Origin of the sequence: Geomicrobium sp. JCM 19039 (assembly GCF_000698145.1) — a bacterium.
Classification (GTDB): Bacteria; Bacillota; Bacilli; order Bacillales; family Marinococcaceae; genus Geomicrobium_A.
On the sequence record NZ_BAXB01000003.1, the window covers coordinates 202,531 to 222,144 of the forward strand.

Genomic DNA, 19,614 nt, shown 5'->3' on the forward strand with positions numbered 1-19,614 from the left:
GATGAATGGAGATTATTGGAATTATTATTCTCATGATGATCATTTCGAGCATCATGAACTTGTTTACCAATTCCAAGAAGACAAATGAACGCTCCAAACCAGGGACAGGTCCTCGTCCACAAGAAACTCAGCAGTCAGAACGTACGGAAACATCGGCAGGTGAAAGTCAAGAAAGCCCATTTGGTGATCTTGGTAAGCAACTGGAGGAAATGTTTGGCGGTCGGTCAGAAGAGCAACAAGAGCGGCCAACGAGCCGCCAGCCACGTGCGGACTCGACACTCAGTACACCCGAGCAACAAGAGACGTCGTCTCCAGATTCGACTGTTGTGAGTAAAGAAATGCAGGAATTTGAAAAGCGTCGTGAAGAAGTGAGACGTCGAAAGCGTCAAGCTGAACAGGAGCTCCAAGCAAAAACAAAGCAGTTACAAGCGAAGCAAAAACGCATCGCTTCACGTGATAATGAAGGGGAGCTTGTCTCCTTCAAAAACATCTCCAGAAAAGATATCGTTCAAGGGATGGTTTGGTCAGAAATATTAACCGAACCTCGAGGTACTAAACCTCATCGAACGAATCCGCGAACACCTAAGCGTTATATGTCATAAGATAAAGCATCCTCCTTTGAGGGTGCTTTTTTTGGTCGGTTCTAAAACGTAATCGTAGTGATGATCGGACGTATTAGGACATACGTATAGTTGAGGAGGGAATGTTTGTGGCGTCCATATCAAGAAAGCTTAGAAAGCTTATGACTAAAAGCATGCAAATTCCTGCTGATGTGACCCTTGGCCTCAGTAGGGTAACGATGATCGGACACGTCCATGTATATATCGAAAATCACCGAGGCATTCTTTCTTTCTCCTCTGACAATGTGCAACTTCGTTTAAGTGACGGGGAGCTTCTTGTCACAGGCAAAGAGATGATTATAAAAGCGATTTTGCCAGATGAATTAATTCTTGAAGGTCAAATTGATCAAGTGGCCCACATTCATAATAAAGGAGAGAAGTAATGTGCAAAAAACCGAGCGCAATTGGAAAGGGCAAGTTGAGCTTTTCCTCGTGGGAGAACAAATTGAATCATTTCTTAATGAATGTATTCAAGACGACATTTCTTTCGTGAATGTTGAAAGAAAGAATGTGAGTCACGTGCAGGCGATCATGAATATCCCTGATGTGAAGAAGCTTCGAAAAATCGCAAGAAATCACCCAATCAAAGTATCGTTTGGTGAGCGAAAGGGCATGTATTTATATAACAAAAGGGTTTTAGACGTTTTGGATTTGTCGCAGGTATTCTCGTGTTCTTCCTCGTTGTTGGCTTTTTGTCACAAATGGTTTGGAGGGTGGATGTTGAAGGAGCTTCGCCGCAGATCGAACATGAAATACGTGTATGGGCACAAGATCAAGTTTAGCACCAGGTAGTCCTCAATGGAGAATCCCTGCAGAATCGGAGCTTCAGCAACGAGTGTCCGAAGAGGTCCCAGGCGCGACGTGGATTGGTGTAGAGAAAAGGGGTACGAGCTACCAGTTTCAAGTCGTAGAGCAGCAATTGGCTGAGGAGAGAGAAGCATTATCTCCAAGAAATTTAGTCGCAATGAAGAACGGTGTCATTCATGAACTTTACGTTGAAAATGGACGAGCAGCTGTCGCGTTAAATGATGTCGTCCAAGTTGGCGACCTGCTCATCTCAGGACTCATTGGACGTGAAGGGGAAGAGTCTGCGATTGCTGCTGAAGGAACCATTCGAGCAGAAACGTGGTACCAAGGCAGGTTCAAGTGCCGATGACACTAAGAGGAGAAACGTACACGGGGGAACGGGCGAGTCAGTATGAGCTACAACTTGGGGATTTTGCTTGGCAGTTTTGGGGACGAGGAGTTGAGGAAGATTTCGACAACTTCCATGAGCAAACGGAGTCGATAAAGCTTCCACTCGTTTTTACGACAATTGAATTACCGATTGAAAGAACGACTTATTCAGAACGTGGTCAAAGGGAAATTTCTTATTCCGTAGATGAAGCTAGTGAGCGTGCAAAGCAAGTGGCTGACAGGGAATTAAGAAGACAATTAGGGCCAGACGCTGAAGTGATTTCTGAAAATATTTTACAGACACGAACCGACAATGGTAAAGTTACAGTATCCATCCATTATGAAGTGATCGAAAACATTGCTGAAGAAGCACCGATATCACAAGGAGAATGAGAATTTTGACAGAGAGAAAAGTCATCGATTTACATGTGCAAGATTCACTCGAGTTGCAATCCCTTTTTGGTCCGAATGATGTACATCTAAAACGAATGGAAGAAATTCTTGATGTGTCCATTGTGACAAGAGGTGAAGCGCTCGTCGTTTCGGGAACTGAAGAGCATATTGACCGCGTGGAACGAGTGCTCATTAAATTGTTGCAGTTACTTCGTCAAGGAACAGATATTAGTGAACGTGACGTCATTTATGCTGTGCAGTTGGACGAAGAAGGCAAGCTTGATAAACTAAATCACATTTATCAAGAGACCATTGCAATTAATGCGAAAGGGAAACCTATTGTCGTTAAGACGCTCGGACAACAAACGTACGTATCAGCGATCCGCAATCATGATATGGTTTTTGGTATTGGTCCTGCTGGGACAGGTAAAACATACTTGGCTGTTGTTATGGCGGTGAGCGCTTTAAAAGCAGGCTCTGTTCAACGAATTGTGTTGACGCGTCCAGCTGTTGAAGCTGGCGAGAACCTTGGGTTTTTGCCAGGAGATCTTAAAGAGAAGGTCGACCCGTATTTACGGCCTCTTTATGACGCACTACACGATATTTTTGGCACGGAGCATACGGCGAGACTAATGGAGCGTGGAACCATTGAAGTGGCCCCGCTTGCTTATATGAGAGGACGCACATTGATGATGCGTTTGTCATACTAGATGAGGCGCAGAACACGACGCCTGAACAAATAAAAATGTTTCTTACCCGCCTCGGCTTTGGCTCGAAAATGATTGTCAACGGCGACCTTACGCAAGTTGATTTACCGAAAGGCAAAAAATCAGGATTGCAAGTGGCGACAGATATTCTAAAGCCTGTGCGTGACATTGGTTTTGTTTACTTACAAGGAGCCGATGTTGTGCGCCACACGCTCGTAAAGCGTGTGTTGGAAGCGTACGACCAAGAAGGTAATGAATAATCGACCATTGAAATTGCAAGCGTAGGAGTGCTGAACGTGAAAAACAAAACAAGAAATATGAGCCGACCTTTGCTTCGTTTAAGTTCCCGAACCATAAGGATCGGCTTATTTCTCTTGCTTGCAATATTATTATTTGGATCAATGGTGTCAAATGTTGTCCCTGACCGCCTAGATATTTCACTATCTGAACCTGCCCCTGAAGATATACGAGCACCGATTACAGTAGAGCATGAGGAGCAGACGATTGAGCGACGCCAAGAGGCTGTTGCGACGATCGACCTGTATACGTGCTCCGAAGTGACTATGCTCAATCGCAAACGGAAAAGGTGAACGCGATCTTTGGGCTTGCGATCCAGTTGTCTTCAGACATGGAACGTGATGAAGATGAGCTCACAGAAGGAGATTCACCACCTGAATTAGAAGAACAAATGGAGTATATGCAAGAAGCAGTCAATCAAGACGTTGACCGTGATTTGACGATGTCAACGATCGAGACGTTATTAACATCAAGCCCTGAACAACTGCGTGTCGCTAGAGATATCGTTAGGAATTCGGTTTTTGAGGTGATGAATGAAGGGATTTCAGTTGATGAAGTGCCAGAGGCTCGCGATGAAGCTGAAGAACGTGTGTTGCACTCACTAAACAGTTCACGCCTACATGATGCAGTGACTGAGATTACGCGTTCACTCGTTATCGCAAATTATATTTATGACGATGAAGCGACGAGTGAGCAAGTTCAGCTTTTGCTCAGTGAAGTTGACCCTGTGCTCATTAGAGAAGGGCAACTGTTGGCACAAGAAGGAGAGATTATTGGGCCCGCTGCTTATGAGCAAATGCGATTGGTCGGTCTCTTAGATGAAAACATCACCCCGTACCCATACATAGGATTGCTCATTTTTACCGCAGTGTTGCTTTTAATGTTTCGATTCTATACAGTGCAAACGAGTAGCCCGATTAAACATAGCAATCGTCATCTATTGTTGTATGTGATCGTGTTTTTCATTATGCTCGCACTGATGACCTTAATAAGTCTTTTGTCGGTATTAGACGTCCACGGGGTCATCTGGATCACGCCGATCGCTTTAGGCGCGATGTTGCTTGCCCAACTGCTCAACTATCGGATCGCCCTGTTTTCAGTCGTATTATTGTCATTATGTGCAAGTGTAATCTATAATGGGTCAGCGGCAGGTGCCTTTCACTCGTCATTTCTTGTGTATTCAATTTTAAGCGGATTTTCAGGTGTGTTCTTTATCGGAAAGAACCCTAGAACTGGTAAAATTTTGCAAGCAGGTGTGTACATCGCGCTTGTTAACGCCGCGATTGTGACCGTTCTACATGTGTTTAACAATCAACAGCTTGTGCTCTCCACATTCGGCTTTGAAATTACTTTTGCAATTTTATCTGGGTTTTTATCGGCTGTGCTCACCTTAGGTTTGTTGCCGTTTTTCGAGACCGGATTTAATATATTGTCACAAACGAAACTCATTGAGCTCACGAATGCTAACCATCCATTGTTGCGTAAGATTTTGTTAGAAGCTCCAGGCACCTATCATCATAGTGTGATGGTGGCAAATCTCGCAGAAGCGGCTTGTGAGGCAATCGGGGCAAATGGATTGCTTGCTCGTGTTGGGGCATATTATCATGACCTAGGGAAAACAAAAAAGCCGGTCTATTTCATTGAGAATCAACTGCAGATGGATAACCCGCATGATCGTTTACCGCCTAAGAAAAGTGCAGCATTAATTATTGCCCATCCGTATGATGGTGCAAAGATGTTAGAAGCGCACCAGATGCCTAAAGAAATCGTTGATATTGCCAAACAGCACCACGGGACAACGATGTTAAAGTATTTCTATTATAAAGCGAAAGAAATCGATGAAAGTCCTAAGGAAGAAGCGTACCGGTACCCAGGACCGAAAGCCCAATTTAAGGAATCAGCGGTCATTGGTATTGCCGACAGTGTGGAAGCCGCGGTCCGTTCGATGTCTGAACCGAGTGATGCTAAAATTAAAGCACTCGTAGATGCAATTATTCAAGATCGACTCGTGGACCAGCAATTAGACGAATGTGATATTACCGTTCGTGAACTAGCGATCGTCGCATCTTCAATGTGTGAAACGTTACATGGAACATTTCACTCTCGAATTGAGTACCCAGATGAAGAAAAGGAGTCGAAATCAGCCCAATGAATTACCCGATCGACGTGATTGATGAAACCGAAGAACTCACCGCTGAACAACTAGAACTTGTAACTCAAATTCTAGGCAGTAGCTGCCAACGATTGCAACTTCCAGTGGAAACGGAAAGCTCCGTACTTTTCGTTTCAAAAACGAAAATTCAAGCGTTAAATCATGAATATCGAAACAAAAATGAAGTGACGGATGTACTTAGTTTTGCTCTAAATGATGATGAAGAGGACGCGGGTTTCCAAGATGAACATCTGCTTGGGGACATTGTCATCTGTGTGGAGCGGATGAAAGAGCAAGCGAAAGAGTACAATCATTCAATCGAACGCGAACTCGGATTTCTAGCCATCCACGGATTGCTACACCTCATCGGTTATGATCATCAATCAGAGGCCGACGAAAAAGAGATGTTCGCGTTGCAGGAGGAATTGTTAACTGCCTATGGATTGGAAAGAGAAACGTAAAAAAACTGGCATAAGACGTCTAGGTTTTTCCTTTGTTTACGCAGCGCGTGGGTTGTATTACGTCTATAAGCACGAACAAAACATGAAAATCCATGTTTTTTTGACGTTGTTTATCGTATTGTTAGCGATCTCGCTAGATGTAGGCCTTTTGCAAATCGGTATGCTACTCATTGTTATCGGTGGTGTAATCACTCTTGAGATGGTCAACACGGCCATTGAGCGGGTTGTTGATCTCGTCTCCCCGACGTATCATCCTCTTGCAAAGACAGCAAAAGACGTAGCTGCCGCCGCTGTGCTCATCTATAGTATGATTGCTGTCATTGTTGGCATTATTGTGTTTTACGAACCGGTAATGAATTTATTTCTATAGAAAGGTGAATGATTCATGTCTGATTTACAAACACTTGCAGAAAAAGCAAGAAGCAACGCCTATGTTCCTTATTCGAAATTCCAAGTTGGAGCGAGCTTAGAAACTGAAGACGGAACGCTGTTTACAGGCGCAAATATAGAAAATGCATCGTATGGATTAACGAACTGTGCAGAACGAACGGCGATATTTAAGGCGATGTCTGAAGGCCATCGTAAAATAAAAAAGCTCTATGTGACCGCAGATACAGAAGGCCCTGTTTCACCGTGCGGCGCATGTCGACAAGTGATTGCGGAATTTATGGATTCAACAGGTGAAGTAATTTTAGGAAATTTAAAAGGAGAGACTCGGACAGTAACGATCGCTACATTATTGCCGGGTGCTTTTGAGGCAGGAGATATGAATGACAAGCAATAATCACTCATTCAAGTCAGGGTTCATTTCATTAATTGGCCGCCCGAATGCAGGGAAGTCAACATTACTCAATCAAGTGATCGGTCAAAAGATCGCCATCATGAGTGATAAACCACAGACGACGAGAAATAAAATTCAAGCGGTGCACACTACAGCAGACGAACAGATGATCTTCTTGGACACACCGGGGATTCATAAGCCGAAGCATCGACTTGGGGAATTTATGGTTAGTCAGGCGTTAGATACACTAAAAGAAGTCGACGTGGTTCTTTTCTTTATTGACGTGTCCGAGAAGTTTGGCGGTGGTGAGGCTTATATTCTTGAATCATTACAACGCGTAAACACGCCGGTATTTCTCGTGATGAATAAAATAGACAAAATTCACCCAGACCAGCTTTTGGAGAGAATTGATGAATATCGACATCATTACGATTTTAAAGAAGTCATTCCTATATCAGCGCTTCACAACCAAAATGTTGATGTGCTCACGAAAGAAATTCGCAAATACCTTCCTGAAGGGCCGAAATATTACCCTGATGAGCAGGTTACCGACCATCCAGAACGCTTCATTATTGCTGAATTGATTCGTGAGAAAGTGTTGGCTCATACGCGTGATGAAATTCCTCATTCCATTGCCGTCATTATTGATCCGTGAAAGAAAGACCGAATCAAAAGACGTATGTGCAAGCGACGATTGTTGTCGAAAGACAGTCTCAAAAGGGGATTGTCATTGGAAAGCAAGGAGCAATGCTGAAAAAGGTCGGTCAAGAAGCAAGAAAAGACATTCGCGTACTTCTAGGTTCAGATATATTCTTAGAATTATGGGTAAAGGTGCAAAAAGACTGGCGTAATAAAGCAAGATTTTTGAATGAACAAGGATATAGCGACCGCGAAATGTAGATTTGACTCACATTTACGCAGATGAGAGCGAAACAATGGTGTTTACATCGAACCCATTGTTTTTTTTATGGATGCTAACTATAATTATAAGACAATTCAATCATTTGCGTTTTATTCAATACGGAAACTATTACTACTCATGATTTCTTTTGTATATGTAAATTCTAATCATACGTTATAATGAAGGGGTGGAGATTGATGCTAAGTTATTGGAAGTTATTTTCCTTAACCGGTGATTTGGATACGTACCTTTTACACAAAGAGAATGAGCGATATAGTGAGGATGAGTTTACAGAGGACGAGAGGTTGCAAAACGAAGGGGATTGATTGTAACTCATGCTAGAGAAAGCTGAAGGGATCGTCATACGCACGTTGCCGTATGGCGAGTCCCATCTGATTGTGAAAGTATTTACGAAGGAAAAAGGCAAACTGGCACTCATGGCCAAAGGTGCAAAAAAACCAAAAAGTCAGTACGCAGCCATTTGTCAGCCGTATGCACACACGCACCTCACGTTTTATATGGGCAAAAGTATGGGAACGTTATCTCAAGGAGAAATGTTGCACACATTCCGTTCTTTACGTGAAGACCTTGATATGTCGGCGTATGCAGCATATATTTTAGAGCTTTTGGACAGTAGTGTGGAGGAAAAGCAATCGAGCCCGAATTTATTTGCACTCGTGCTTCACTTGTTAGAGCGGTTGGAAGCGGGGGACGACCCTGTCTTATTGCGGCGGGTGTTTGAATGGAAGGTGACCCATCTTCTTGGTATACGACCGCAATTAAAGGCTTGTGCGAATTGCGGAGAAGCAAAAGGAATTTTTTCTTTTTCAATCAAAGAAGCGGGCTTCTTGTGTAATCGTTGCAAACACACAGATCAGTACCGGCTCGCATTAACGGATGAAGAGGTTCGTATGCTACGCGAATGGTTTTATGTTCGAACACCTAACATTGAGCAAATCGAAGTAAGCATCGCCATGAGGGATAAACTAGCATCGGTCATTGATACGTATTACGATCAATATAGCGGTCTTCGTTTGAAGTCAAAACGGTTTCTTGACCAGTGGGAGAATTGGAAGCCAAAAGCTTGACTGTGAGTTGACATCAGATTCGTTTTTATGTATGATTTCTCTACAGTTATTTACATACGAACATTACGTAGATGAAGAAGAGTACAAAGGGCAGTACATTATATAGCGAATGCGGAACGGTGCAAGCCGCATAAATGTATCCTTTGGAAGGCGCTTTTGAGTAATGCATTGAACGAAGTGGTGCACGTTGCACAACTAGGGTGGAACCGCGGGCAAATCCCGTCCCTAGCTCATTAATTGGTTAATGGGCTAGGGACGGGATTTTTCGTGTGACGAACCTTTGAAAGATGAAAGGAGAACGAAAGATGAATGTACAACAAGTGATTTTAAAGTTGCAATCATTTTGGGCAGAGCAAAACTGCTTTATTATGCAACCGTATGATGTTGAAAAAGGTGCAGGAACGATGAATCCAATGACGTTTCTTAGAAGTATCGGACCAGAGCCATGGAACGCCGCTTACGTGGAGCCTTCACGCCGACCATCTGATGGACGATATGGAGATAACCCAAACCGCTTGTACCAGCACCATCAATTTCAAGTCATCATGAAGCCTTCTCCACCGAATATTCAAGAGCTGTATCTTGAAAGTTTAAAAGCGCTAGGGATCGACCCTTTAAAGCATGATATTCGTTTTGTTGAAGACAATTGGGAAGATGCAACATTAAATGCGTGGGGTCTAGGCTGGGAAGTGTGGCTTGACGGGATGGAAATTACGCAGTTTACGTACTTCCAACAAGTTGGAGGGTTGGATGCTGATCCGGTTGCTGTAGAGCTCACATATGGTCTTGAGCGGTTATGCTCGTATATTCAAGATAAGGAGAATGTGTTTGATCTTGAATGGGAAGCGGGTTACACGTATCGAGATATTTTTTACCAACCGGAATTTGAGCACTCCACATACACATTTGAAGTAGCAGACCATGACATGCTCCAAAAACTGTTCGTCACGTACGAGCAAGAAGCAGCTGCTGCCCTTGCTAAGAATCTCGTCTTCCCTGCGTATGATTACATTTTAAAATGTTCCCACACGTTTAACCTTTTAGATGCAGGTGGAGCGATTTCTGTTACGGAGCGAACCGGATATATTCGGCGCGTTCGTAACTTAGCAAGAAAATGTGCCTCTATTCATTACCAAGAGCGAGAGCGATTAGGCTTCCCGTTGTTAAAGGAAAAAGCAAAGGAGGAAGCATAATATGGCAAAGACATTATTACTAGAATTAGGTCTTGAAGAAATCCCAGCGCAGTTTGTTGACATCGGGCGTGACAGTTTTGAACAAAAGGTAACCCAATGGTTTAAGGATAAGCGCGTCAACTATTCGAGCATCAAAGCGTTTTCGACACCGCGTCGATTTGGTGTGCTCGTTTTTGATGTAGATGAAGTACAGCCAGATACCGTTGAAGAATCAAGGGGACCTTCTGCATCCATTGCAAAAAATGAGGATGGAAGCTGGTCAAAAGCGGCAATTGGTTTTGCTAAGGGCAAAGGGTTAGATGCTGACCAACTTGAAACGAGAGATACTGAACAAGGGTCATACGTGTATGCTGTCAAAAAAGTAACAGGTCAAAAAACGATTCACCTGCTACCAGAAGTTGTCCAGTTATACTTAGACGTATCTTTTCCAAAAAGCATGCGCTGGGGACATAGTAAAACGCGATATGTCCGGCCGATTCATTGGGTGTGCGCGCTATTTGGTGATGAAGTGATACCCGCAACTATTACGAATATCCAGACAGGAAGAAATACGTATGGTCATCGCTTTTTAGGAACAGAAGTAGAGCTCGAACAAGCAGATGATTATGAAGAAACACTTCTTCGCGAATTTGTGCTTGTGATGCCTGAGAAGCGGCAGGCAGCTATCAAGCAACAAATTGCTCTCCTTGAAGAAGAGCACGGCTGGACAATTGACCAACCAGCAGAACTTCTTCAAGAGGTAACAAACCTTGTGGAGTACCCTACAGCATTACACGGAGATTTCGATGAGAACTTCCTTCAGCTTCCTGATCCCGTCTTAATTACTTCAATGAGAGAGCATCAACGGTACTTTGCCGTTCATTCAGAAACGGGTGAGCTTCTCCCTCATTTTGTGACGGTGCGAAATGGCGATCACTTGCACCTAGACAATATTAAGCGAGGGAATGAAAAAGTGCTTCGCGCAAGATTGAGTGATGCGGTTTTCTTCTACAATGAAGATCAAAAACTGTCTGTTGACGAACTCTTGAAGCGACTGGACAGCATCGTTGAACAAGAAAAGGTCGGAACGTTAAAAGATAAAAGTGTAAGAACTGCGGCACTAGCTCTTTTGCTTGCAGAAGCACTCGGCGTGAGCGATAAAGATCGAGCCTTTTTAGAACGAGCCACAGAGCTTCTTAAAGTAGACCAGTCGACACTCATGGTAGATGAATTCCCAGAACTAGAAGGGTTAATCGGAAGTGATTATTTAGCGAGACGAGGAGAACATGAAATGGTTGTTTCTGCTGTGAAAGATCATTATTCTCCTCGATTTAATGGCGATCGGCTACCAGATTCTAAAATTGGTGCATATGCAAGTATTGCTGACAAGCTTGATACGATTACGAGTGCTATCGCAATCGGTCAAAAGCCTTCGGGTTCGCAAGACCCATACGGTCTGAGAAGACAGGCAGCGGCGGTTGTTACGTTGGCCAATCATTTTGCTCTCAATATAACGTTTGAACAAATGGTTGAGCTTGCTGTAGGTGTAGCTGAAAAAGCACCATACACGATTGAGAATCCGCATCTCCAAAAAGATATCGAAGAGTTTTTCTTATTGCGGATGAAAACAGCGTTAGAAGAAGCTGACGTACGTTATGACATTGTTGAATCGCTTCTTGTATTGCCGCTAGGAAGAGTGGACACCGTATTTCAAAAAGCTTCCTTTTTGCAATCGATTCACGGAACAGAGGAACTAAAACAAGCAGCAGAAGCACTTGGACGTGTGAACAATATTGCTAAGCAAGATGAACAGTTATTACTTGATGTGAGCCCATCGCTTTTCGTAAAAGCTGAAGAACATGACTTATACAAAGCGTACGAAGCTCTGCGAGAAAATATGGGACCCATGCTCGATCATAACGATGTGGATGGAGCGTGGCAGCAACTCGTGCAGCTTTCGCCGGTCATTCATCGCTATTTCGATGAAATTATGGTTATGAGCAAAGAAGAACATGAAAAGAACAATCGGTTAGCCCAGATGCGCTTGTTATCTGTTGAAATCAATCGTTTTGCGAAATTCCAATCTCTCGTGCTTCCTTCTTAAGCTTATAAAAAGGGAGGTGCATCTTTGTACAAAGGCGGTGATGCGTTATCGAATTGACGAATCGGCAAGAGCGGATCTTAGAAATCGTAAAGGGTGAAGGGCCGATTACTGGGGAGAAAATCGCAGACAAACTTTCTCTCACACGAGCGACGTTACGCCCGGACTTGCCATTCTCACAATGGTCGGGTTTCTCGGAGCAAGGCCAAGAGTCGGGTATTACTACACGGGTAAAACAGGTGCAGAAATACCGATTGAACAGTTAAAAACATTAAAAGTAAAAGAATATCAATCCATCCCTGTCGTTGTGAATGAGTCAGATTCTGTGTATGACGCGATTAGCGCGATGTTTCTTGAAGATGTAGGCACGTTGTTTGTCGTGAATGCCGATGCAAAGCTTGCTGGTGTATTGTCTCGTAAGGATTTGTTGCGAGCGAGTCTAGGCAATCAAGAGCTTGAATCCATGCCAGTGAGTATTATTATGACGAGAATGCCGAACATCACGGTTTGTTACAAAGAAGACATGCTCATAGAGGTATGCAAGCGATTGATTGAAAAACAAATTGATGCTGTTCCAGTCGTGAATCAAGGACCCGATGGAGGCTATGAAGTCGTGGGCAGGATTACGAAAACAACAATGACAAAATTGCTTGTGGATGTGATGAATCGTGATCTGCCAATGAAGGAGGAAACCCATGAATAAGTTTCAACTACACCCGATTGTTTACGTAGTATCGGATTCTGTTGGAGAAACGGCAGAACTTGTCATCCGTGCGGCTTCAAGCCAGTTTGGAAATACAACAATTGAAGTAAGGAGAATTCCTTACGTTGAAGATGAAGCGACAATCAATGAAGTGTTACAATTGGCAAAGGACGTTGGTGCCATGATTGCGTATACGCTCGTCGTGCCAGAGATTAAAGCGTACATGCAGATGGCGGCAGAACGTGAAAAGGTTGAAGCAGTCGACCTTTTAGGACCGATTCTTGATAAACTAACGACGCTTTTGCAATTGCAGCCAAAATACGAACCAGGACTTGTATACCGCTTAGATGAAGATTATTTTCAGAAGGTCGATGCGATTGAGTTTGCGGTGAAGTATGATGATGGACGGGACCACGTGGGGTGTTGCATGCAGATGTGGTGCTTATTGGCGTGTCAAGAACATCAAAAACACCACTTTCACAATACTTGGCGCACAAAAGGTTAAAGGTTGCGAATGTGCCAATAGTGCCAGAGCTGGACCCGCCTGAGGAACTGTTCAAAATCTCTCCAGAGAAATGTATCGGATTAAAGATTTCCCCTGAGAAGTTGATAGAGATTCGTTCAGAGCGGTTAAAGTCACTCGGCTTAAAAGCTGAGGCGAACTATGCTAGCCTCGCTCGCATTGAAAATGAATTGGCATACTCCGAGAGAATTATGGAGAAGATCGGCTGCCGTGTGATCGATGTTTCAAATAAAGCTGTTGAAGAAACGGCAAATATCATTTCCAGTTATTTCAAGAAATAATCATTTCCAAAGGTGAGAAAGGTCTGACTCGATCTCTCTCGCCTCCATTCGTGGGTTTTCGACGATATTCGTGTTTTTTTCGTGACGGGTGTAGTCAACGGTGGAAATATCAATTATAATAGGTAAATGTGTTGTTTACGTTCGCAAATGTTATAAGTAAAAACCAAAGAAAAAAGGTTTTTCTAGTTTTATGTAGAAATGGTTTGCCATACGTCAGCGAGTGGTAAAGAATACGACACGGCCGTCATGGAATGTGTCGGATTCTTTTTTCACACGCTGGTCATTTTTTGTAAACCATAACAATAAAATCGAACGATGCGGTGGTGATTGTACGATTGTCTAAAACTATTCCTGAGCCTCTAATTCGGGAAGTTCGTGAACGGACAGATATAGTGGACGTCATCGGAGAAGTCGTAGAGCTAAAGAAACAAGGGCAAGACCGTTACGTAGGGTTATGTCCTTTTCACGGAGAGAACACGCCGTCTTTCTCTGTTTCCAAAGACCGGCAGTTATATCATTGTTTTGGTTGTAAAGCATCAGGAAATGTGGTTTCATTTCTCATCGACCACGGGAAGCTATCGTTCCAAGAAGCCATTCTTAAACTCGCGGATAATTTAAATATTGATACGCAGCATGTAGAACTTTCCCCCGAGCCAACATCCGAAGGAGAGATGATGAGAGAGGGTCATTCATTGGCGACTCGCTTCTATCATCACTTGCTTATGAACACAGAGCAGGGCAGGGTGGCCTATCAATATTTTCAGGAGCGAGGCGTAAATGAAGAGGCGATGCTTCACTTTCGTTTAGGTTATGCGCCTAGAGAGCGCTCAGCGTTAAAAACATTGCTCGATAAGCGGGAGTTTAATCTCAAGTTGATGGCAAACGCCGGTTTATTGCAAGTACCTGAAGATGGAAGAAGCTCTTATGATCGCTTTTCTGATCGAGTCATGTTTCCGTTGCATGATATTGGTGGCAAACATGTTGGTTTCAATGCACGAGCGCTCGTCAAAGACAACCATCCGAAGTATTTGAACAGCCCTGAGAGTGCATTGTTTAAAAAGAGCAACATGCTTTATGCATATCACCTCGCCAAACCAGTAGCGAGAAAGAAAGATCAAGTCGTATTGTTTGAAGGCTGTATGGATGTCGTGTCCGCTTGGATACATGGTATAGATAATGGGATTGCTACGCTCGGGACTGCATGAATCAAAGCCAAGCAAAGCGAATCCGAAATCTGACAGAAAATGTAATCCTTTGTTATGATGGAGATCAAGCGGGTGAGGAAGCGGCCATCAAAAATGCGGAGACACTGCAAGGGGTAGGTTGCGATGTGCGAGTTGTACCTATGCCAGAGGGTAAAGATCCCGATGAATTTTTGACGGAGTACGGAAGCAAAGCATTTGTCCATCTCATTGAAAATGAAGCTACCGCAGTCTCTTCCTTTAAGATTGCTCGGTTAAGGCGAGAGAAAAACTTACAACGAGAAGGAGATCGACGCGAATATATCGAAAGAGTATTAGAGATTATTCTTGGTGTTGAAAGTGCTATTGAACGAGAATACTTTATGAAAGACCTTTCTCAAGAATTTGATATATCGTTAGAAGCATTGCATCAAGAGTTATCGTCGATTGAACAACGAAGAAATCACACAGATTCTGTACAGTCTCGCTCTTTTAAGCCACGAACCCAATCAGCTCCACCTCAAGCTCAAGTAAAGCGTGAATTATTACCCGCGTTTCATCGAGCCGAGCGCATGTTAATTCGGGCGATGATTGATGACGAACAGTGGGCGGATGAAGTAAAGGACCACATTGGTGGAGAGTTTAATGTGGACCAGTATGCAGCGATCGCTGCGTACTTGTACGCCTTCTATGCTGACGGACACGAGGCGAGTAGTCATTCGTTTATTATGCATCTGGATGACAGGGAACTTCAGCAGATTGCTACGGAAATTATGATGGAATCAGGTATGGAGATGACGAAAGAAGCGTTTACCGATTATATTGAGTTGGTTAAGAACTATCCAACTTGGGTAGAAATAGAAGGTAAAGAACATGAGCTTAAGGACGCTGAACGAAGAAAAGATATCGAGGCAGCCTTAAATATAGGAAATGAAATCATCGCGCTTAAAAAGAGAATTGGCGGTAAGTTTCCGAAGAAGCGCACGAATGTGCGTTAAATACACGCAATGCAACATGTTTTTGGAATTGGAAGGAGGGAGATCGAATGGCAGAGAAACCACCTCGCATCGCAGAAGGTGAAATGTCGATCGATCAAGTCAAAGAGCAACTCGTAGAAGTAGGTAAGAAACGCGGTGTGCTATCTTACGCCGAAATTACAGAAAAGCTAGCCCCATATGATCAAGATTCAGACCAGATGGATGAATTCTTTGAGTACTTGGGTGAGCAAGGTGTGGATCTTCTTAATGAAGGTGAAGAAGTGCCGAGTATGGACCAAGTTGAAAAAGAAACAGACCTTGATCTGAATGATTTGAGTGTACCTCCGGGTATTAAGATTAACGACCCCGTGCGTATGTACTTGAAAGAAATTGGCCGTGTACCCCTCTTATCAGCGGAAGAGGAAATTAATCTTGCAAAACGCATTGAAGAAGACGATGAAGAAGCGAAGCGCCGATTGGCTGAAGCGAACCTTCGTCTCGTTGTGTCCATTGCCAAGCGTTATGTAGGTCGTGGCATGTTGTTCCTTGACTTAATTCAAGAAGGTAACATGGGTCTGATTAAAGCCGTAGAGAAATTTGATTACAATAAAGGGTTCAAATTCAGTACGTATGCAACGTGGTGGATTCGTCAAGCGATTACGCGTGCAATCGCAGACCAAGCACGAACCATTCGAATTCCAGTGCATATGGTGGAAACGATTAATAAACTCATCCGTGTTCAACGACAACTTTTACAAGATCTTGGTCGTGAGCCGACGCCAGAAGAAGTATCGGAAGAGATGGATTTAACGCCAGAGAAAGTTCGAGAGATCTTAAAGATTGCTCAAGAACCCGTATCGCTTGAAACACCAATTGGTGAAGAAGATGATTCACACCTCGGTGATTTCATTGAGGACCAAGAAGCATTGGCACCATCAGATGCTGCGGCATACGAGTTGCTTAAAGAACAACTCGAAGATGTTCTTGACACGTTAACCGATCGTGAAGAGAACGTTCTTCGTCTCAGATTCGGTCTTGATGATGGGCGTACACGTACACTTGAAGAGGTCGGTAAAGTGTTTGGTGTTACACGTGAACGAATTCGTCAAATTGAAGCTAAAGCGCTTCGAAAGCTCCGTCATCCAAGCAGAAGCAAACGATTGAAAGATTTCATGGAGTAAGGGAAGCGGGTTGTGTTCCAACCCGTTTTTCTTTATCTTACTCACCTACAAGGTGAAATGCAAATTGATGGCCATTAGAAAATGACAATTTGCGCAAAGTCGGTCGTGTATGCTTTTCTTTTTTTCGCTTTTCGTATAAAATATAGAGCGAATCTATTACTATTTACATATCGTTACGATTAGGAGGAAACTTCATGAAAGGACAACCATTAATTCCACTCGCACTTATTGCAGGAGTTGGTATTTGCTTGATGCTTGTCTTTTCTTTTATCGGCCTAGGAGCTGGTGGAGAAGAGGGCGAAGAAGGCAATGAAAATGGCGAAGAAATGGATACAGATGATCCGGTAGCGCTAGGCGAGCAGTTATTTGAAGATAGCTGTTTGAGCTGTCACGGTGATGCTGGTGCAGGGGGAACAGCTGGACCACCGGTAGCTGGTTTGGATATGGATGTTGTCATCCAAGCGATTGAAGAGGGTCCTGGGGCAATGCCAGATGGTCTCGTTAGTGGTGAAGAGGCTGAAGCTGTTGCAGAATACGTATCAAGCTTAGAATAATCATTAAAGGAGCCACGAGGCTCCTTTTTCGTTTTTATTGATCATAAGAAATGAGGGTCTTCTTTGGAATTGATTGAACGATTGTCTGAACGTCTGAGGGTTATCGCTCTGGAAGTGGAAGCGGGGGCAGTACTCGCCGATATTGGCACGGATCATGCGCAGTTACCTGAGGCGCTTGTCCAAGCTGGTATCATTCAATCAGCGGTTGCTAGCGATGTGAATGCCGGTCCGTTTCAAACCGCGCTAAGAAATATCGAAAGTTCGGGTCTCTCAAGGCAAATATCTGTGCGCCATGGCAGTGGATTAGAGCCGCTGAGGCAAGAAGATCACATATCAACCGTCACAATTGCGGGTATGGGTGGTAGCTTAATCAAAAGCATTCTTGATGAAGGCAATGACAAGCTCAATGGAGTGAATACACTGATCCTGCAAGCGAATGTTGCTGCAGATCTATTAAGAGAGTGGTTGTATGCACAAGGCTGGCAAATTGTAAAGGAAAAGCTTGTACGAGATGCTGACCATTTTTATGAGGTGATTGTCGCAAAACGGGGTCATAAGGAAGCGCCTTATCATCACACAGGTCTTGGATTTGAGGAAGAGATGATGTTTGGTCCACTGCTTCTTCATCAAGGTGGAGAGGCATTCATCGCAAAGTGGGAGGGAGAATACGAGCACCTCACACGGGTCAAAGGTCAGATTGCGATCGCCAATCATCAAGATCAGCAGGCAGATTCTGCGTATGGACGTATCGATCAGCAGTTAAAACGAATTAAGGAGGCACTCGCCTATGTCAAAAGCCGCTAAAGTAAAAGATGTGATCCAGCTAATGGATGAGTTTGCACCCAAATCTCTAGCATTTGATAAAGACCCGATCGGTCTTATGATCGGCGATGTAGAACAGCCTGTAGAGACGGTTTTAACGACACTAGACGTTACAGAGGACGTCGTTGATGAAGCGGTGAATTTCGGTGCGACACTTATTATTGCGCATCATCCTTTGTTATTCATGCCACTTTCAAACATTGATTTGAGCAGTCCAAAAGGCAGAGTTATTCAAAAATGTTTAAAGCATGACATTAGCGTCTATGCTGCCCACACAAATCTTGATATTACCGACGGCGGCGTGAACGATATGCTTGCTGAAAAGATCGGGCTAACAGATGTAAACGTACTCGTACAAACTGACCAAGAGCGTCTGTATAAAATCGTGGCATTCGTACCTGTTGAAAATGCCGAGGACGTGAGGCAAAGCTTAGGTGATGCCGGCACCGGTCACATTGGGACTATTCTCACTGTTCATTTTCTAGTTCTGGGACAGGTGCTTTTCTTCCTGGTAGTAATACGAACCCGCATATTGGCGAAGTAGGGAAGCCTACAAAAGTCGAGGAAGTTCGGATTGAAACCATTGTTCCTGAAATGTTATTGAACAAGGCGATTTCAGCATTACATGAGGCGCACCCATACGAAGAAGTGGCATATGATCTGTACCCGCTAAGGTTGGAAGGGGAAATGAAAGGTTTAGGAAGAATTGGCGAGTTGGAACAAGAAACGACTCTTAAAGCGTTTGCCCAAACGTTGAAAACGTCATTTTCCGTTGAGGGGTTACGTTTTTCTGGAGATGAAAACAAACGAGTAAAAAAGGTAGCAGTTCTAGGCGGTGACGGTAATAATTATTGGCAAGAGGCATTGCAACAAGGGCAGATGTATTCGTCACAGGAGACTTAAAATTTCATACTGCACAAGATGCCATGCTAGCTGGATTATCTCTCGTTGACCCTGGTCATCATATTGAAGAAATTATGAAAGCAGGCGTTGAGCGTAAACTAAGAGAGCAGACGCATGAAGCTGGCCTCAACGTGACATATCGTGCTTCGTCTATTAATACCGACCCGTTTACGTTTATCTAAAACGTGACAGAAAAACCTCTCCAAAATGTTTGCTTTGGAGAGGTTTTTTATTTGATTTTGCAGTACTATATAGAATGGACCTAACATATTCCTAATTGCGCAGTTTGTTGTCGCTTTCCACTGCAGGCTGATGTCTGCAGTCCAGACGATAAGTGCAACATCGGTGGTCAAAAGACGCCCACCGTGTTTTCTTGACCGCGGAGGACCGACCGAGCCACCTCAATCTTACGATCTGCGGGGTCTCGTCTCGGCCCTTTTCCGCAGGCGTCACCGCCTTTCGTTCCAATTAACGGTACTGAATTGGCGACGTTGCTGAACTGGGGTTGCTCAATATCGGCATTCAACTCGATCCGTACACTTTGGAGGTCAATAGCATTAGATACCCATCATGGCTGCGTCTATTGTAAACGATTAAGATCAATCTCAAAGTCGATGAACGTTAGGCTTTAACGGGTGGT

The 19,614-nt window shown here is 43.8% G+C and carries 16 protein-coding genes and 7 pseudogenes; all 23 read left to right on the forward strand.

Annotated elements, in window-relative coordinates; genetic code table 11:
• Positions 1–5 precede the first annotated feature (5 nt).
• The 23 genes and pseudogenes from JCM19039_RS05230 (at position 6) to JCM19039_RS05330 (ending at position 19,156) form a co-directional block, all read left to right on the forward strand.
• Positions 6–602 (forward strand): hypothetical protein, encoded by a 597-nt coding sequence (locus JCM19039_RS05230; RefSeq protein ID WP_042424609.1) that lies wholly within the window; start codon positions 6–8, stop codon positions 600–602.
• A gap of 107 nt (positions 603–709) precedes the next feature.
• Complete coding sequence (yqfC, locus tag JCM19039_RS05235; RefSeq protein ID WP_238544673.1) at positions 710–1,003, forward strand: sporulation protein YqfC; 294 nt, start codon at positions 710–712, stop codon at positions 1,001–1,003.
• Between the two features lie 49 nt (positions 1,004–1,052).
• Positions 1,053–1,402, forward strand: a pseudogene (locus JCM19039_RS27805) (sporulation protein YqfD).
• Positions 1,381–2,189 (forward strand): annotated as a pseudogene (locus JCM19039_RS25165) (sporulation protein YqfD). Before JCM19039_RS27805 ends, JCM19039_RS25165 begins: the two co-directional pseudogenes overlap by 22 nt.
• Positions 2,186–3,156 (forward strand): annotated as a pseudogene (locus JCM19039_RS05255) (PhoH family protein). Before JCM19039_RS25165 ends, JCM19039_RS05255 begins: the two co-directional pseudogenes overlap by 4 nt.
• 36 nt (positions 3,157–3,192) lie before the next feature.
• On the forward strand, positions 3,193–3,486 hold the full coding sequence (locus JCM19039_RS21605) for a hypothetical protein (RefSeq protein ID WP_052398528.1): 294 nt from the start codon (positions 3,193–3,195) through the stop codon (positions 3,484–3,486).
• On the forward strand, positions 3,483–5,345 hold the full coding sequence (locus JCM19039_RS05260; RefSeq protein WP_152550091.1) for an HD family phosphohydrolase: 1,863 nt from the start codon (positions 3,483–3,485) through the stop codon (positions 5,343–5,345). The genes JCM19039_RS21605 and JCM19039_RS05260 overlap by 4 nt, the downstream gene beginning before the upstream one ends.
• Positions 5,342–5,806 carry an rRNA maturation RNase YbeY gene (gene ybeY / locus JCM19039_RS05265; protein ID WP_042424623.1) on the forward strand — a complete coding sequence of 155 codons (465 nt, stop codon included), beginning with the start codon at positions 5,342–5,344 and terminating at the stop codon, positions 5,804–5,806. Before JCM19039_RS05260 ends, ybeY begins: the two co-directional genes overlap by 4 nt.
• A gap of 82 nt (positions 5,807–5,888) precedes the next feature.
• Positions 5,889–6,176: a diacylglycerol kinase family protein gene (locus tag JCM19039_RS05270; protein ID WP_238544927.1), complete on the forward strand. Its 288-nt coding sequence runs from the start codon at positions 5,889–5,891 to the stop codon at positions 6,174–6,176.
• Between the two features lie 15 nt (positions 6,177–6,191).
• Positions 6,192–6,590, forward strand: a complete 399-nt coding sequence (locus tag JCM19039_RS05275; protein ID WP_042424629.1) for a cytidine deaminase — start codon at positions 6,192–6,194, stop codon at positions 6,588–6,590.
• Positions 6,577–7,487: pseudogene (era, locus tag JCM19039_RS05280) on the forward strand (GTPase Era). The gene JCM19039_RS05275 and the pseudogene era overlap by 14 nt, the downstream one beginning before the upstream one ends.
• A 198-nt stretch (positions 7,488–7,685) precedes the next feature.
• On the forward strand, positions 7,686–7,814 hold the full coding sequence (locus JCM19039_RS23010) for a YqzL family protein (protein ID WP_152549040.1): 129 nt from the start codon (positions 7,686–7,688) through the stop codon (positions 7,812–7,814).
• 9 nt (positions 7,815–7,823) lie between these two features.
• Positions 7,824–8,576: a DNA repair protein RecO gene (recO, locus tag JCM19039_RS05285; protein WP_042424632.1), complete on the forward strand. Its 753-nt coding sequence runs from the start codon at positions 7,824–7,826 to the stop codon at positions 8,574–8,576.
• A 305-nt stretch (positions 8,577–8,881) separates the two neighbouring features.
• Entirely contained in the window at positions 8,882–9,769 is an 888-nt protein-coding gene (glyQ, locus tag JCM19039_RS05290) for a glycine--tRNA ligase subunit alpha (RefSeq protein WP_042424635.1), read from the forward strand.
• Position 9,770: 1 nt separating this feature from the next.
• Positions 9,771–11,852, forward strand: coding sequence for a glycine--tRNA ligase subunit beta (glyS, locus tag JCM19039_RS05295; protein WP_042424637.1), 2,082 nt, complete (start codon positions 9,771–9,773; stop codon positions 11,850–11,852).
• Positions 11,853–11,899: 47 nt separating this feature from the next.
• Positions 11,900–12,552 (forward strand): annotated as a pseudogene (locus JCM19039_RS05300) (helix-turn-helix transcriptional regulator).
• Positions 12,545–13,356, forward strand: a pseudogene (locus JCM19039_RS05305) (pyruvate, water dikinase regulatory protein). The pseudogenes JCM19039_RS05300 and JCM19039_RS05305 overlap by 8 nt, the downstream one beginning before the upstream one ends.
• Before the next feature lie 335 nt (positions 13,357–13,691).
• A complete protein-coding gene (gene dnaG / locus JCM19039_RS21610; RefSeq protein ID WP_052398530.1) occupies positions 13,692–14,561 on the forward strand; it encodes a DNA primase in 870 nt (289 codons plus the stop codon).
• On the forward strand, positions 14,558–15,535 hold the full coding sequence (locus tag JCM19039_RS21615; RefSeq protein WP_052398531.1) for a toprim domain-containing protein: 978 nt from the start codon (positions 14,558–14,560) through the stop codon (positions 15,533–15,535). The genes dnaG and JCM19039_RS21615 overlap by 4 nt, the downstream gene beginning before the upstream one ends.
• A 47-nt stretch (positions 15,536–15,582) precedes the next feature.
• Positions 15,583–16,695 carry an RNA polymerase sigma factor RpoD gene (rpoD, locus tag JCM19039_RS05315; protein ID WP_042424643.1) on the forward strand — a complete coding sequence of 371 codons (1,113 nt, stop codon included), beginning with the start codon at positions 15,583–15,585 and terminating at the stop codon, positions 16,693–16,695.
• Between the two features lie 194 nt (positions 16,696–16,889).
• Positions 16,890–17,249 carry a cytochrome c gene (locus JCM19039_RS05320; RefSeq protein WP_042424649.1) on the forward strand — a complete coding sequence of 120 codons (360 nt, stop codon included), beginning with the start codon at positions 16,890–16,892 and terminating at the stop codon, positions 17,247–17,249.
• A gap of 63 nt (positions 17,250–17,312) precedes the next feature.
• Positions 17,313–18,053, forward strand: coding sequence for a class I SAM-dependent methyltransferase (locus tag JCM19039_RS05325; RefSeq protein ID WP_052398532.1), 741 nt, complete (start codon positions 17,313–17,315; stop codon positions 18,051–18,053).
• Positions 18,037–19,156: pseudogene (locus JCM19039_RS05330) on the forward strand (Nif3-like dinuclear metal center hexameric protein). Before JCM19039_RS05325 ends, JCM19039_RS05330 begins: the two are co-directional and overlap by 17 nt.
• Positions 19,157–19,614 lie beyond the last annotated feature (458 nt).